The sequence below is a fragment of the Bacteroides sp. AM54-2NS genome, from assembly GCF_003602935.1.
GTDB lineage: Bacteria > Bacteroidota > Bacteroidia > Bacteroidales > Bacteroidaceae > Bacteroides > Bacteroides xylanisolvens.
Genome location: NZ_QTMZ01000017.1, coordinates 1 through 14,572, shown reverse-complemented (window position 1 = coordinate 14,572; position 14,572 = coordinate 1). Strand labels below are relative to the sequence as shown.

9 protein-coding genes and 2 pseudogenes are annotated in these 14,572 nt (G+C 42.8%); 5 read left to right on the top strand and 6 right to left on the bottom strand.

Going from position 1 to position 14,572, the window contains the following annotated elements; translation table 11 throughout:
* The first annotated feature begins 49 nt into the window (after positions 1 to 49).
* On the top strand, positions 50 to 448 hold the full coding sequence (locus DXA05_RS12310; RefSeq protein ID WP_004314143.1) for a response regulator: 399 nt from the start codon (positions 50 to 52) through the stop codon (positions 446 to 448).
* 282 nt (positions 449 to 730) lie between these two features.
* Here DXA05_RS12310 and DXA05_RS12305 read toward each other — a convergent pair.
* A pseudogene (locus DXA05_RS12305) lies at positions 731 to 2,345 on the bottom strand (SusD/RagB family nutrient-binding outer membrane lipoprotein).
* Between the two features lie 11 nt (positions 2,346 to 2,356).
* Positions 2,357 to 5,326 (bottom strand): annotated as a pseudogene (locus DXA05_RS12300) (SusC/RagA family TonB-linked outer membrane protein); the annotation flags it as partial.
* Positions 5,327 to 5,668: 342 nt separating this feature from the next.
* On the opposite strand from DXA05_RS12300, the gene DXA05_RS12295 reads away from it, so the two are divergent.
* Complete coding sequence (locus DXA05_RS12295; RefSeq protein WP_008024747.1) at positions 5,669 to 5,890, top strand: carboxypeptidase-like regulatory domain-containing protein; 222 nt, start codon at positions 5,669 to 5,671, stop codon at positions 5,888 to 5,890.
* Positions 5,891 to 6,455: 565 nt separating this feature from the next.
* Here the strand turns inward: DXA05_RS12295 and rpiA are convergent.
* From rpiA to DXA05_RS12275, 3 genes are all read right to left on the bottom strand, one after another.
* Positions 6,456 to 7,157 (bottom strand): ribose 5-phosphate isomerase A, encoded by a 702-nt coding sequence (gene rpiA, locus DXA05_RS12290; RefSeq protein WP_049702130.1) that lies wholly within the window; start codon positions 7,155 to 7,157, stop codon positions 6,456 to 6,458.
* 513 nt (positions 7,158 to 7,670) lie between these two features.
* Positions 7,671 to 8,321 carry a hemolysin III family protein gene (locus DXA05_RS12280; protein WP_074707791.1) on the bottom strand — a complete coding sequence of 217 codons (651 nt, stop codon included), beginning with the start codon at positions 8,319 to 8,321 and terminating at the stop codon, positions 7,671 to 7,673.
* Between the two features lie 298 nt (positions 8,322 to 8,619).
* Positions 8,620 to 9,519 carry a diaminopimelate dehydrogenase gene (locus DXA05_RS12275; protein ID WP_055236482.1) on the bottom strand — a complete coding sequence of 300 codons (900 nt, stop codon included), beginning with the start codon at positions 9,517 to 9,519 and terminating at the stop codon, positions 8,620 to 8,622.
* Positions 9,520 to 9,737: 218 nt separating this feature from the next.
* On the opposite strand from DXA05_RS12275, the gene ruvA reads away from it, so the two are divergent.
* Both ruvA and DXA05_RS12265 read left to right on the top strand, forming a co-directional pair.
* Positions 9,738 to 10,340: a Holliday junction branch migration protein RuvA gene (gene ruvA / locus DXA05_RS12270; RefSeq protein ID WP_120068915.1), complete on the top strand. Its 603-nt coding sequence runs from the start codon at positions 9,738 to 9,740 to the stop codon at positions 10,338 to 10,340.
* A 1-nt stretch (position 10,341) separates the two neighbouring features.
* Positions 10,342 to 11,334 carry a DUF3843 family protein gene (locus DXA05_RS12265; RefSeq protein ID WP_120068910.1) on the top strand — a complete coding sequence of 331 codons (993 nt, stop codon included), beginning with the start codon at positions 10,342 to 10,344 and terminating at the stop codon, positions 11,332 to 11,334.
* A gap of 605 nt (positions 11,335 to 11,939) precedes the next feature.
* Here DXA05_RS12265 and DXA05_RS12260 read toward each other — a convergent pair.
* Complete coding sequence (locus DXA05_RS12260) at positions 11,940 to 12,776, bottom strand: hypothetical protein (RefSeq protein WP_128859201.1); 837 nt, start codon at positions 12,774 to 12,776, stop codon at positions 11,940 to 11,942.
* Between the two features lie 163 nt (positions 12,777 to 12,939).
* On the opposite strand from DXA05_RS12260, the gene DXA05_RS12255 reads away from it, so the two are divergent.
* Entirely contained in the window at positions 12,940 to 14,373 is a 1,434-nt protein-coding gene (locus DXA05_RS12255; RefSeq protein ID WP_118218452.1) for an HD domain-containing protein, read from the top strand.
* Positions 14,374 to 14,572: the final 199 nt, after the last annotated feature.

The following is a 14,572-nucleotide window of genomic DNA, read 5'->3' as shown; positions in this document are numbered from 1 at the left end:
AAGGGAGATTAATCTCAAAAAACAGATAAAAAAACAATATATAAGCGATATGGAAAGCGAACAAATGAATGAATTCAGACCCTTAATTTTAGTAGCTGAAGACGATGACAGCAACTTTAAATTAATCAAGGCTATCATAGGCAAAAAGTGTGATATCGAGTGGGCTAAAAATGGGCAGGAAATGGTGGAGTTGTTTCAACAGCATCAGGAAAGAACCAAAGCAATGCTGATGGATATCAAGATGCCGGTGATGAACGGGTTGGAGGCAACGAAGATAATTCGTGAGTCTAATACCGAAATTCCTATTATCATGCAGACAGCTTATGCTTTCAGCTCGGATAAGGAAAACGCAATGAACGCAGGAGCAACTGAAGTGTTGGTGAAACCTATTACTTTGAGTATTCTCCGCACTACTTTAAGCAAATATCTACCCGATTTGCAGTGGTGAAATTGATTCGTACGGGAATTTTTTTAATTTATTTAAAAGATGCTTAAACGTTAAATACGGAATAGCGTAGAAAAAGAGTATGATTGGGTAGAAAAATGGTATGTAAAAGATGCCGTTGAATATTCCTTTTTCTCTATTATATTTGAGCATTCATCTGATGAAATTGGATAAAATAAAATAGGCGAACCTCACGGTTGGCCTATTTTTGTTCGCCTCTGTTAATTTGTTAGAGTACAGAAACGACTCTATGTAAAGTCTCTCCTTTGAGAGATTTTAAGTTCATTATTTGTTTCCGCCGGCCCACCAGACAGCTTCGCTATATACATACTGGCCATCACCGAAAGCAGCTTTCACTTCAGGATTTGCCAATACGTCGTCTGCTCCATAACCGAAGCGCAATGGGAACTTATTGTTGTTCAGCGGGTTCTTCAGTACAATGAAGTTTTCTCCTGCACCTTTCAAACGACGGTAGTCGTTATAGCTTCCAGTGATTCGCCGGATGCACCGAAGAAGGCGAGATACTTCTGTATCATTGTCTCTTGCAGAGGGTTGGCATCGAATAACGGTTCTACTTCATCCGTGAAATAGGTTTCTGCTACATCTGCACCCAAATCACTGTCGCCATCAGCTACCCAAGTGTCAGCGGCATCTATAATTGAGTTTTCCAGATTCTCGAATCCGGCAGTGATTGCAGCTTTTAAAGCACTCTTAGCTTCATCCAGTCTGCCTCCCAAGCGGCATAATGCTTCTGCTTCGAGGAATTTCACTTCATGATAACTGATTAAAAGAGTCGGAGCCGACATTGCCCATGATATCATTGACATACCATAATTGTTCTGCAACTCTTGCGGGGTTCCGTTAGGAGCTGCTTTGATACTTGCGATGTCTGTAGCTTGCGTACACTTGCATAACCAGCAGGGAAGTCTCCGCTGGGGTCGGGTTCCAGAAACGCTTGCGGTGCTCTAGGGTCATTGCGTTCAACAAATTTTTCAATCAGGCTTGCACTAGCTGCCAAACTGTTACGGCTGTAGCTAAATGCCCAAAGCGGATTTAGTTGTGAGTCAGCATCATAAATAGCTAGTTTACATTCTTCACTTGCATTAGCAAATGATTTGCTCACATAAGTGAGAATATTCTGAAGGTCTGTTGTCTTGTTGGCACTTTTATTGAGCAAACGCATTGTATAACGTGCTTTTAACGCATAAGCTGTCTTGAGCCACATACTTGCTTGTGTACTGGTGTTTGAACCATAGATCAAGTCTTTAGAACCGACTGCACCGGACAAGCCTGTATCTTTGGCAGTACCGTTATTCAGTAGAGTGATAGCATCATCCAGATTCTGCATCACTTCCTGGTAAATGCTTTCCTGCGTATCTATTTTAGGCTGCATATACATTGGTGTGCCGTCCGGGTTAAGGATACCAGTCTGGCTGTACGGTGTATTTCCAAATACATCGGCTGCCACAGCTCCGTTGTAGGCGAGCAAGATTTTAGCAATTGCTTCCGTCACTACATTTCCTTTTTCCGAGGGATCTTCTTCGCACTTCTTGATAACGATTTTAGCGTTCTTGATATTTGCGTAGACGTTGATCCATGCGTTATTGTAAGTAGTAGCCGTTGTAGGCTCTCCGCTACGTACTTCCGCACGGTAAAGCTGGTTTGATATACCCGTTTCATGTTCTATGTAAACAGAGGAATAGAGTGAAAAATCCCCTCCCACAGTGCTGAATCCAGTGTTTACACCTAAGTCTGTAATCAAAAACTTAGCGGGCGCATCCAGCGGATTGTTAGGGTTTTCATTGATTTTATCCATTGCATCTTCCGTACAAGCAGAAGCAATGGCAGCAGTCAAGAAAGAAACTGCCAGCAATTTTCCTATTGATTTATATTTTTTCATTGTCTTGCAGATTAAAATTTAATGTTGAAACCAAAGCCGAAACTAGCTGTTTGCGGCATTGAATAATCTTCAAATGCTCCTGCCATGTTGTTGTTACCCTGACTGGCTTCCGGATCGAGGTCAGGCAATTGAGCCCAGATTAGGATATTTCTGGCAAATGCGTTTACAGAAAGTTCCATTGAACGTTTTTGAAGAATTTTGTAGTTGACAGCCACTTCACGCAGTTTGATGAAAGAGTTGTCATATACTGAAGATTCGTCAATATCGTTCAGACGGCTGTAATATACCTGTTGTGCGTTTGCGCCAGTGATGGCGATATCATTTTTAGTTCCATCGGTTTTGTATCCGTCGAAGATGATGGTACCTTCGCGGTTTTCCGTTCTCTTGCTGACACCGTAGTAGTCTGCGAGTCCGGTTGTTCTACTGTACATCTGACCACCCTGTTTCCAGTCGAGTACTGCGCTGATTGTACACTTCCATAAGCGTAATGTGGTGTTGAATCCCATCAGGAAGTCCGGAGAAACTTTACCGATTACCTGTGCTTCACCAGCGATAGGAAGGCCGTTTTCGTCTACCAGACGATTGCCGTTTTCATCTCTCTTGTAACCTACACCATAGATTACAGGGAATTTTTCACCTGCTGAAGCGCGTACCTGTGGAGTAACATAACCACCCAGAGAGATATTTTCTACACCCGGTGCCAGTTCATCTACGTAGTTGTCGATTTTCGTCCAGTTGAATGCAAAATCCCAGTTGATATTCTTCGTCCGGATGGGGTTGAATCCGAGAGTGAATTCGTGCGTGTTGGTATGAATCTTACCACCGTTGGTGAGCAGTTTGCTGGCACCGGTAGAAGAAGCCAAAGGCACTTCAAAAATCTGGTCTTTCACATTCTGGCGTGAGTACGTATAACTGAATGTGATTAAGTTATCGAGGAAGTTCACATCAGCACCCACTTCGTACGAACGTGTGTTCTGTGGTTTCAGTTTCGGGTCAAAAATCGTGTAGTACGGAGTATAGGCGGTAGTACCTTTCATCGGATACATGATTGGAGTCAGCATATAGAAACCACCTCCGTATGTCGGAGTTGAGTAGTAGTTTTCGAGGAAATCTCCTGCTTGTCCTACTTCCGCATAAGATACTCTCAATTTAGCGTGATTAACAACATTGTTTTTCAATGCATCCAGTTCCGTCAGGATAAAACCTGCTGAAATAGAAGGATAGAAGAACGAACGGTTGTTGCGTGGCATGTTAGATACATAGTCCTGACGTCCGGTGAGGGTCAGATAAAGCATATTTTTGTAAGAAGCCGATACGTTACCGAAGAATCCCACTGTGCGGTTTTTCCACGTCTCTTCCTCTGTCTGTTGAGTAGTGGCGTTGTTGATGTGGTTCCATCCCGGGAAGTTGTAGTTCGTACCATATTCATAATACTTCTTTCTGTTGCTTTGGATAATTTCATTACCCAATACGGCGTTCAGTCCCCAGTCCTCATTGATGTGCCAGTCATAGTTGATGGTCAGCAAAGAGTTGTATGTAGCGTTCGTCCAGCCGTAGTTTTCGATCTGTCCGCGACCGCCACCCGTGTTACTACCGTATCCGTAGCTGTCTACATAGTGAGTGGTGTAAGCATCCACGCCGACCATGTATTTTGCGTTTAACTTGTGGTTAGTTGTACCGAAATCAGTCTGATAGCTTGCGTATACATTTCCGAAGAAACGGTTGGTATCTTCTGTGAATTTGTTGTTGTCCATCGCCCAATAAGCGTTGTCAAAGCTACCACGGAAAGAATTCTGTGTGTACTGGTTACCGTCTACGTGACTTGGAATCCCTGCAAGATCATAGCTGGGAGGAGCTGCGTAAACCGTTCTCAACAGACCGTTACCGGAAGTCACTGCCTTGTCGATAGAAGTAGTGATATAGTTAGCTGTAAATCCGGAACTCCAGTTGTTAGTCAGTTTGGTGTCGGCGCTAACCTTTACATTATATCTGTCCATACCAGTGCTTGAGATAATACCGTCCTGATGTGTATTTCCCAATGAGATAGAGTAGGAGCTTTTGTCGAGCATCTGCGCTACATTCAGTGAGTTGCTCCAAGTGATTCCTGTGTCGAAGAATTCTTTAGCATTGTCATACGCCTGTGGAGTGACCCATGGATCAAGGCCGGCTGATGCACGTTGGGGAACATAATATTTTCCTTGTTGCTTACCGTACTGTTGAGTGTATTTGTTGTCCGTGTTACCACCGTATGTTGCATCGTTGGGAAGTTCGGAAATCTTAGGTCCCCAGGAGGTTCCCGATGTGGCACTGAATTTTCCACCCGAACCTTGTGCGTATGTTTTCTGGAACTCCGGCAGACGACCTACTACATCGAAGCTGACATTAGAAGAGAAGCTAACCTGCGGTTTGCCTTTTTCCAGCCCTTTACCACTTTTGGTTGTGATAATAATCACACCATTGGAAGCACGGATACCATAAAGTGCAGAAGCAGCCTGTCCTTTCAAAATGTTGATACTTTCAATATCATTAGGGTCGATATCTACCGCACGGTTGGCGAAGTCGGCTCCGCTCACACTACCATTGTTCTGTATGTCTGTACTAACGTCCGGCGTACTGGTTACCGGCATTCCGTCGATAACGTAAAGCGGAGTGTTGTCACCCGAGAAGGAACGTGCACCACGGATGGTGATCTGTGAAGAAGCTCCTGGCATACCACTTGAAGGCTTAACGTCCAAACCGGATACTTTACCTTGCAGCGCTCCTGCCAGATTGGAGTTGGCAGCTTGTGTCAGCTGATCTGATTTTACGTCCTGAACGGCGTAACCCAGTGCTTTCTTTTCACGCGAGATACCCATGGCTGTCACTACAACCTCATCCAGAGCCTTTGCGTCACTTTTTAATACGACTTTTATTACTCCCGGTTTGATGGAAACGTCCTGCGAAATCATTCCTACATAAGAAATGCGCAAAGTTTTAGCAGAACTTGGTACATGGTCGTTTCAGTTTTCATCATTGTTAATAGTTCTTTAGTCTTTTGGGAGATGTAAAATGATAAAAAGATACCATTTGGGAGGAAATAATGCTCTTTTTATCTTGAAAATATCTTTTTAGACGCTATCTTTATGATAGAAATTCTATTTTAAAATATATTAAATTGAATATTTCTAGTTATAGTTTGTTGGTTTTTACTAGATGGGAACTTGCAAAATAATACTTTTTAGTTAAATACGTAACACTTTTTCCGGTTTGTCATAATTAGTGTTATCTTTGCAACCTGTTAGAGACAAAAAATCTGTTTATAGGTTAAATTTAAGAGAGAATTTATGAAAAGAAAATTGATGTTCTTAATGACCTTCCTTTTTATAGGTATAGGTCTGATGACAGCGCAGACATCTAGAGTTACCGGTTTGGTTACTTCTGAAGAAGATGGACAACCTGTCGTAGGTGCTTCAATATTGGTGAATGGCACTACCCTTGGTACTATCACTGATATTGACGGTAAGTTTACAATCGCAAATGTACCAAGTTCTGCTAAGACTTATTGATCTTTTTTCTTCCTGTTTTTTCGTGTTTTCTTCTTCTATCTTATTGTTTTTCAGTAGTTTTGTTTCTATTTTCGCAAATTGTCCGGTTCTTCCGGTTTCTTTTATTGAAATTTCCTTTATCTGTTCTTGTTTATTTAGTAGTCTCTTTTTCTCATTGATTTTGAGATGGGGGGTAATATTCTACCCGAATTTTTAATGAATTTCCCAGTGTTTTCCCTATTATTTCAACTATCTTCGACTTTGAATAAAAATATGTTTGATGACGTTTTAATATCTGTGTTTTAAGGGAAATACATTTCTCAACTATACTTATCCCTATGAGAAAAAATACTCATAGTAATGAGAAAAAATACTCATAGTAATGAGAAGAAATACTCATAATAATGAGAACTTTTTCTCATTGCAGTGAGAATATACCCTTGTTAGAATAGGCTGAAACAGTGCATAGCGGTATATAAATGAAAAGAATCAAAACCGTACAGGCATGAACAAGATTCACCTCTGGGGCCTCTGTGGTAAATAAATTCATTTCCTTACAAAATGCGATTTTCCAGTTTACGTTGTTTTACTCTGCCATGATAACTTCGACATCATAACCTATGAAAAGGCCGCTCTCTATGACACCGGTAATGGTTTTGAGTTGTTCTTCGAGCGAAGAATCAATATAGTTAAAACGAGTGTCGAGGATGAAATTTCCGTTTTCTGTAAAGACAGGCCCGTCTTTGCCGTGGGCTGGACGCAGGACGATTTCTGATGCACCCAGTCGTTGCAGCTCATGCTCTACATAAGTTAGTGAGTCCGGAAAGACCTCTACCGGAATGGGAAATTTATTTCCCAACTGATTGACGCGCTTGCTGGGGTCGATGATGATGAACGTTTTGCGGCTGCTTCTAATGAGCAGTTTTTCTTTGAACATAGCTCCGCCACGTCCTTTAATCAAGTTTTGCTGTGGGTCTACTTCGTCCGCTCCGTCAAATGTCCAGTCGGGGCGCTTGTTCCAAAGGGTAGTTTGTGGGATGCCTAGCTGTATGCAAGTCATCGAGATTTCTTGAGAGGCGGGAATCACTTCAATATGCAAGTGCTCTTCACGAATCCGTCGCGCCAGTTCGAACAGAGTTAGATAGACTGTAGAGCCGGAGCCGGCTCCTATCACATCTCCGTCTTTTGCCGTGGCGGCAATTTCACGGGCTACGTGTTCTTTGGCTTCCCGGTTGATAATGGAGTCCGACCATTGCAGGTGCTTTATAAGATGATTTTCCCAGTCCATAAATTTATGCTTTATAATTGTTTTAAATTACTCTTTTATATATAACGAATTGGCGAATCTGTTTGTTTGTTTCAACTTTAGAGAGAGGCTTTAGAGATAATTCGGATTAGGCAACAATCATTGTTGGTATATGCTATAAGTGGATGTAAGCCCTCCGATTGACGTAGAATAGATAGTGACGGTATCATTGTCATATAGCGTCGCTATTTGTATCGGATAGCGTCACTATCTTTTAGCAGGGAACTCGCCAACAACAATTTTTACTTGGTCCGATCATTCAATCATTTAAATAGTTAATAAACGATTCGTTAATTTTTAACTTTATTGCGTTAAACGTTAACGAACCTCTGCTTTTTATTAAACCGTGTTATAAGTTAGGCTGCTTTGCCCTGAAAATTTGGAGATAACCGAAAAGTCTGTATCTTTGTACTGTGTTTTTCATAGTATTAGATTTAAGGTTAACAAAGATTGGCTGTCTGGGATAGATAGCCTTTTTTTTGTCCCTACTATTCCTTATAGAATCAGCCAGATGGCAATGATATGCCCGATGCTGCCTCCCAGACAAAACAAGTGGAAAGTGGCATGCATATATGGTTTGCGCAACGAATAAAATACAGCTCCCACGATATACGAAACTCCTCCGCCAATCAGCCACCAGAAAGCGGTAGTGGCTTCCAGTTCTCCCAGATGGTCTAACAAAGGTTTCATGGCTACCAATATACAGGCGCCCATCCCTACGTAACAAGCCGTTTCGAGATTGCTATGTTCTTTCAGTTTTTTGAAGCTAAGAATGAAACCGGCGATAGCCGATAGCCAGACGAAAGCGAAAATTCCCCATCCCCATCCGCCGGCATGCCGCAGAACGAGCAGGGTAAAAGGAGTGTAGGTTCCGGCAATGTGCAAATAGATAGCTCCATGATCGAATTTGCGAAGCAGCTCTTTCAGCTTTCCCGGACGGCTGCCGTGATACCACGTAGAACTGACATAAGAAGAAAGCATCCCCGCCAAGTAGACAGATACACAAGCAACTGCCCACTGCGGCTCTATATTTTTGGAAGCCTTTTCCAATAACAAATATCCGGCCACGATTCCAAGCAGAATACCTATTCCATGGCTAAGGGTATTTGCCCATTCTTCTATATTATTGTATCGTTTGTTCTTCAATGTTCCTTTTTTGAATTGTTAAGTCACAAAAAATATTGAGTCGCAAAGATACTTTATTTTCCGTAAAGCGTTTCTTCGCCTTATTCTTTTTTTAAAGAAATATCGGCGTATGATACTCCCTGCGGTTTTAAAATTTTGATGCGTACTCAATGCTCGGTGTCCAGTTGGAAACCGTCGTGGTTGATGGAATGAACAGTTTCCTCATAATTGTGTTTTTTGTAGTATCTTCACAAAGAAAAAAAATAGAGAAAGGTGTATCGCCTTTCTCTATTTAATTTTTATTTTATGTATAAATATATTATACCAAATGTCCGATCCATTCTTCACGGTCGCCGGGGAGAAGGTCGATAACAGGAATTTCTACCATTGTGTAGCATCCCGGTTGTTGCTTCATCGAAGCACGTGCCACACATACTAGCACTTGTGCTGTCAGTGCGGGGTTGTTGATGCGCATATTAAATTCGAACAACTGATTCTGTGTTTTGCCGGATACGCCTTTGCGAGTGAGATTTACACCGTGACCCATATCCAATAGAGCGTCTACGCTCGGAACGAGTTTCACGTGTGTTTCATCATTCACGAAGTAAGGATCTGCTTTGATGGCAGCAGCTACTTCTTCAAATTTATATCCGTCTTTCAGTTCGATGTATACCATGCGGCGGTGGATTCCCGTGCCAGTAGGAATAGTCATGGAAAGAGCGGCTTTTACCCCGTCGATAGCTTTTACGGCTACTGTGTGTCCCATGCTCATACCCGGACCGAAGTTGGTGTAAGTGATTCCTTTCGGAGCAATCGCTTCGAGCATGGTGCGCACGATGGAGTCGCTTCCCGGATCCCATCCGGCAGAGATGATCGATACGGCTTTATGTTCTTTGGCGGCAGCATCCAGTGTGCGGCGTAAGTCTACGATACCAGTGTGGATATCGAAACTGTCTACCGTATTAATCCCCATTGCCAGATATTCTTTTGCATATTTCTCAACGCTGCGGGTGGGCGTGCAAAGAATAGCTACGTCTACATCCCCCAACTCTTTTATGTCCTTCACTACTGCATAGTTTGCCAACTCTTCCGGTTTGTTCTCTGCTCCTGCACGACGAACGACTCCGGCTATTTCGAAATCAGGTGCCGCCTGAAGCGCTTCCAGTACATAATGTCCGATGTTACCATAACCAACGATGGCAGCTCTTACTTTTTTCATTCTTTTCTTGGTTTTAATGAACAAATTTCTTTCTTTTGCTTGCAAAAGTAAACAATTTACTACTGACTTTGGTTCATTCGCTTTAATATTTTATTTTTTTTCACTAGCAGGCAATACCGGTCCGCATGAAAGCAAATCAGGGTGTGATGTGCTGCATCGAAAAAACTCTGTGGCCTCTGTGTCCTCTGTGGTGAAATTGTTTTATCTTTGTCCCTGTTATGATAGAATATATTAGAGGCGAACTTGCCGAACTAAGTCCGGCAACCGCAGTGATTGACTGTAACGGGGTGGGATATGCCGCCAATATATCCTTGAATACCTATTCGGCTATTCAGGGAAAGAAAAACTGTAAGTTATATATTCACGAGGCGATTCGGGAAGACGCTTATGTGCTTTACGGATTTGCCGAGAAGCAGGAGAGGGAGATTTTCCTGTTGTTGATTTCCGTCTCCGGAATCGGGGGGAACACGGCACGTATGATTCTCTCGGCGCTCTCACCTGCCGAACTGGTGAACGTAATCAGCACCGAAAACGCAAATATGCTGAAAACGGTGAAAGGTATCGGGCTGAAGACTGCGCAACGGGTGATTGTCGACCTGAAAGATAAGATAAAAACGATGAGTGGGCCTGCCGGCGGAGGTGCTTCCGCAGGTCTGTTGCTGCAAGCTGCCAATGCGGAAGTGCAGGAAGAGGCGGTGTCTGCATTGACAATGCTCGGTTTTGCTGCCGCACCTTCGCAAAAGGTGGTGTTGGCTATCTTGAAGGAAGAACCGGATGCTCCGGTAGAAAAGGTTATCAAACTGGCTTTGAAACGTTTGTAGTATGAAACAACAGAAAATTTATATGAAGGCATGGCTGGATGCTCACGGCCGTGTAAAAGCGGTGGATACGGATGAATGGTATCTGGATTTTGCTAATCAGCTATTGCCTTTGGTGGCTGAATCGTATATATATGGTGGGAAAGACATGGAAGAAGACCAGAAGCAAGTGGCTCTGACGTGTGCTTTATACTTGGAAGATTGCGTGGCAGACGGAGGAAACTGGCGTCAATTTATCCACTGGCATCAGGAAAACTACGGACGTTACCTGCCTTTCTACACGTTGACGGACGAATATCTGCCGGACGAAATCAATCGTGAAGATGTTGTTTTCCTTTTGTGGGCAATCAATTCACCGATCGGTGATGATTTTGACGGAGTGGAGAACCCGATGGATGCAGATTTGCTGGAGTTTGCAGATGTATTATACAACCGTTTGGATGCTGCGTTCGAATTGGCTCCTATCAGTGATTACCTTGCGACCGACTGGCTGCTGGAAACGGAATTGATGCAAAAGAAGCGAATGCCTCTACCGATAGCTTTGCCGGGAGAAAAAATGCCTGCCAACGTTGAGCGTTTCCTTGAAGCAAGTAAAGGTGAACCGCTTTTGTACTTCGACTCTTACGATGCGCTGAAATTTTTCTTTGTGCAATCATTGAAGTGGGAGGATGAAGAAGATTCTCTGTTGCCTGATTTAAAAGAGTTTGATAACTTCGTGGTTTTCGCCAATCCGAAAGGTCTGTTGATCGGTCCTGATGTGGCCCCATATTTTGCGGACAAACGCAACCCGCTTTACAATGCTGAACTGGCAGAAGAGGAAGCATACGAACTGTTTTGTGAAGAAGGTTTGTGCCCGTTTGATTTGTTGAAATATGGAATGGAACATGAGCTGTTGTCGGAAGCACAGTTCCCGTTTGAGAACGGAAAGGAACTGTTGCAGGAAAACTGGGATTTTGTGGCTCGCTGGTTTTTGGGCGAATATTACGAAGGAGAATAAGAGAACAAGAATCAGATATAAGTACTGTTTATATAAGTGTTGTCTATGCCAATCAAAAAAAATAACAATCCTTTCGTCGGAAAGACAAAGTCCGCAGCCGGTAAAAAGAAGGCAACCGGAAAACGGGTTGGAAAATCAAAACGGGAAAAGGCTAATAATCAATTGAATAGAAGGGTAAAATAAGGATGTGGAGGATACGCCGTTTTTGCTTACCAGGCTACGCCGTTTTATGATGGCAGACTACGCCTTTTCTCCATACCAGGAAACGCCTTTTCTTCCGCGCAGAGAATAAAGAGGCTTATTATACATTTGACGGGAATAGTTGTCGTTTATGAAAAATAACAACTATTCCCGTCAGTTTTATTGTTGACCGAGGTTTTTTCTGCTAAATAGCTTCTCTTTTGACGGTTTTTAGTTAAATGGGAATATAATTCAGACAGAAGAACAAAAGAACAAGAAATAAAATAGCAGTTCAATAAGCAACAAAAATAATTTTCAAAGCGCAGCCTTTATGTTCTTTTGTTCTTATGTCTAAAAATAAAAAAATCATTTATCTCATTTCCGCACAGATCGTTTTCTTTTTGCCAAATGGAGTTTCCTTTTTATTAATCGGTAATTTCCTCCTGTGCTTTCCGTTCTTTTTTCTTATTGATAAATCCGATTTTCAGGTTAGCTTCCTCTTGTTCTTTTTTAATCTGTTCCATCGCGGAGAGGATTTGCGCTAATTCATAAACATTGGCTGCGGCTAGTCGGTCGGTGGGACTCATCGTTGTTTTATAGGTACGGTCGCCCATATATTCCACACGGATATTTTTGTCTTTATTGAGATGTAGGAATTCGATTACATTGCCGTCTTCTCCCTGTTTGTAATCAGCTTTTTCTATTTTCTCGTTCATATCGGTTGTTTCGTAGCTGTCTTTGGAGCTTGGAGTTTCGGCAAAACTGCCGTCAGGAGCAATCACTTTCACTTTGTTGTGGTGGATATTGCCGGCACCGCAATAGATAGAGGTCATACTCATGATGCCTTGCTCGTTCACTTGGAAGCGGAGGTACGAACGGTGCATGTTTTTCTCAATGGTCTGTGTAGGCCAGAGGTAGTTGCCTACTTGTTGATATTCGGCATCTTTTTCTAGTGTGAATTTGTCTTTGATGGCGTTGAATTCTTTCGTTTTTGCCTGAAAGGCGCTATCCAGATAAGCAAGTGTTTTTTGCTGTGCTTTTGTTTCAACATCAAGCATTAGTGCCTGTCCCGCCTTACGTGCTTCGAACGCTTTGGGATACAGAATCTTGATACTGTCAATTTGCAACTTAGCTTCTTCATAGTCGCCACGTTCGTAGGCAGCCTTGGCAACCATCAGTTTTTCATTGGCTTTTTTCTCAAGGCCATTTCCGCAGGCAGCTAATGCCAGCGTACCACAAAAGAGGATAATCAGTTTTTTCATCACAAATTCTATTTACTAGTTTTATTATTTACATGAATAAGCAGTGTCCGTTTGCCATTCACTGTTCATCGTTCTGTTCTTCATTCACTTTATTAGCGGCAAAAATACAAATATATCCCTTATTTTTGTAATTTTGTCCCCTCAAAACTTATAACTAAAAAGAATGATAGAGTTGACTCAAGAGGAATTGAAGCAGCATTTTAGCGAACCCATCTTCGGACAGATAGCCGAAACGGCTGATGCGCTCGGCATGGAGTGTTATGTGGTAGGTGGCTACGTTCGTGATATTTTTCTGCAACGTCCCTCTAAAGATATAGATGTAGTAGTTGTAGGAAGTGGAATTGCAATGGCAGAAGCCCTTGGAAAACGGTTGGGACGTGGTGCTCATGTCTCTGTTTTCAAGAATTTCGGGACAGCACAAGTAAAATACAGAGGTACGGAAGTAGAGTTTGTAGGTGCGCGCAAGGAGTCTTATCAACGGGATTCGCGCAAACCGATTGTTGAAGACGGTACGCTGGAAGACGATCAGAACCGTCGTGATTTCACGATCAATGCTCTTGCCGTATGTCTCAATAAAGCACGTTTCGGCGAACTGGTGGACCCGTTCGGAGGCATGGAGGATATGAAGGAAAAGACAATCCGCACTCCGCTCGACCCGGATATCACTTTCAGCGATGATCCTTTGCGCATGATGCGTTGCATCCGTTTTGCTACGCAGCTGGGCTTTTACATTGACGATGATACTTTCGAATCGCTTTGCCGGAATAAGGAACGGATTGAAATTATCTCCCGTGAACGTATTGCGGACGAACTGAATAAGATTATTCTTTCTCCGATTCCCTCAAAAGGTTTTATTGATTTGGAACGTAGCGGTTTGCTGCCGTTGATTTTTCCGGAATTTGCTGCCTTGCAGGGAGTGGAAACACGGAACGGACGTTCGCATAAGGATAATTTTTATCATACATTGGAAGTGCTGGATAATATCAGCAAGAAGACTGATAACCTTTGGTTACGCTGGGCTGCTTTGCTGCATGACATTGCCAAGCCTGTCACGAAACGTTGGGAACCGAAAGCGGGATGGACGTTCCATAACCATAATTTTATCGGTGAAAAGATGATTCCGAATATCTTCCGCAAGATGAAGCTGCCGATGAATGAGAAGATGAAGTACGTGCAGAAGCTGGTTAGCCTGCACATGCGTCCGATTGTTATCGCGGATGATGTGGTGACAGACTCGGCTGTACGCCGTCTGCTCTTTGAAGCGGGTGATGATATTGACGACTTGATGATGCTCTGTGAAGCGGATATTACTTCCAAGAATATGGAACGTAAGCAGCGTTTCCTGAATAACTTCCAGTTGGTTCGACAAAAGCTGAAGGATTTGGAGGAGAAAGACCGTGTCCGTAACTTCCAGCCACCCGTGAGCGGAGAAGAAATTATGGAGATTTTCGGTTTGGAACCTTGTCGTGAAGTCGGTGTTCTGAAAAGTGCTATAAAGGATGCTATCTTGGATGGAGTGATTCCGAACGAATATGAGGCTGCTCATGCTTTCATGCTGGAGCGGGCTAAGAAGATGGGGCTGACGCCGGTGTGCTGATAGAAGGACGGAACAGATATATTATAGTATTCAAACACGGGTTTATACGAATCAGTAGTTGAATTGGAGTAAAACTGTACTGAAATGAACTAAATGATAATTTTGCGGAGTGCCCTGAAAGGGCTTAATTATATAGCGTAGGGCAACGCCCTACGTAAAAACGACAATCTGAATTTGCGCCCTGAAAGGGCATAATTGT

Bases quoted from the DNA above. Each gene is read 5' to 3' on its own strand.
- DXA05_RS12310 (WP_004314143.1), top strand. From the start codon at position 50: ATGGAAAGCGAACAAATGAATGAATTCAGACCCTTAATTTTAGTAGCT.
- DXA05_RS12295 (WP_008024747.1), top strand. From the start codon at position 5,669: ATGAAAAGAAAATTGATGTTCTTAATGACCTTCCTTTTTATAGGTATA.
- rpiA (WP_049702130.1), bottom strand. From the start codon at position 7,157: ATGGACTGGGAAAATCATCTTATAAAGCACCTGCAATGGTCGGACTCC.
- DXA05_RS12275 (WP_055236482.1), bottom strand. From the start codon at position 9,519: ATGAAAAAAGTAAGAGCTGCCATCGTTGGTTATGGTAACATCGGACAT.
- ruvA (WP_120068915.1), top strand. From the start codon at position 9,738: ATGATAGAATATATTAGAGGCGAACTTGCCGAACTAAGTCCGGCAACC.
- DXA05_RS12265 (WP_120068910.1), top strand. From the start codon at position 10,342: ATGAAACAACAGAAAATTTATATGAAGGCATGGCTGGATGCTCACGGC.
- DXA05_RS12260 (WP_128859201.1), bottom strand. From the start codon at position 12,776: ATGAAAAAACTGATTATCCTCTTTTGTGGTACGCTGGCATTAGCTGCC.
- DXA05_RS12255 (WP_118218452.1), top strand. From the start codon at position 12,940: ATGATAGAGTTGACTCAAGAGGAATTGAAGCAGCATTTTAGCGAACCC.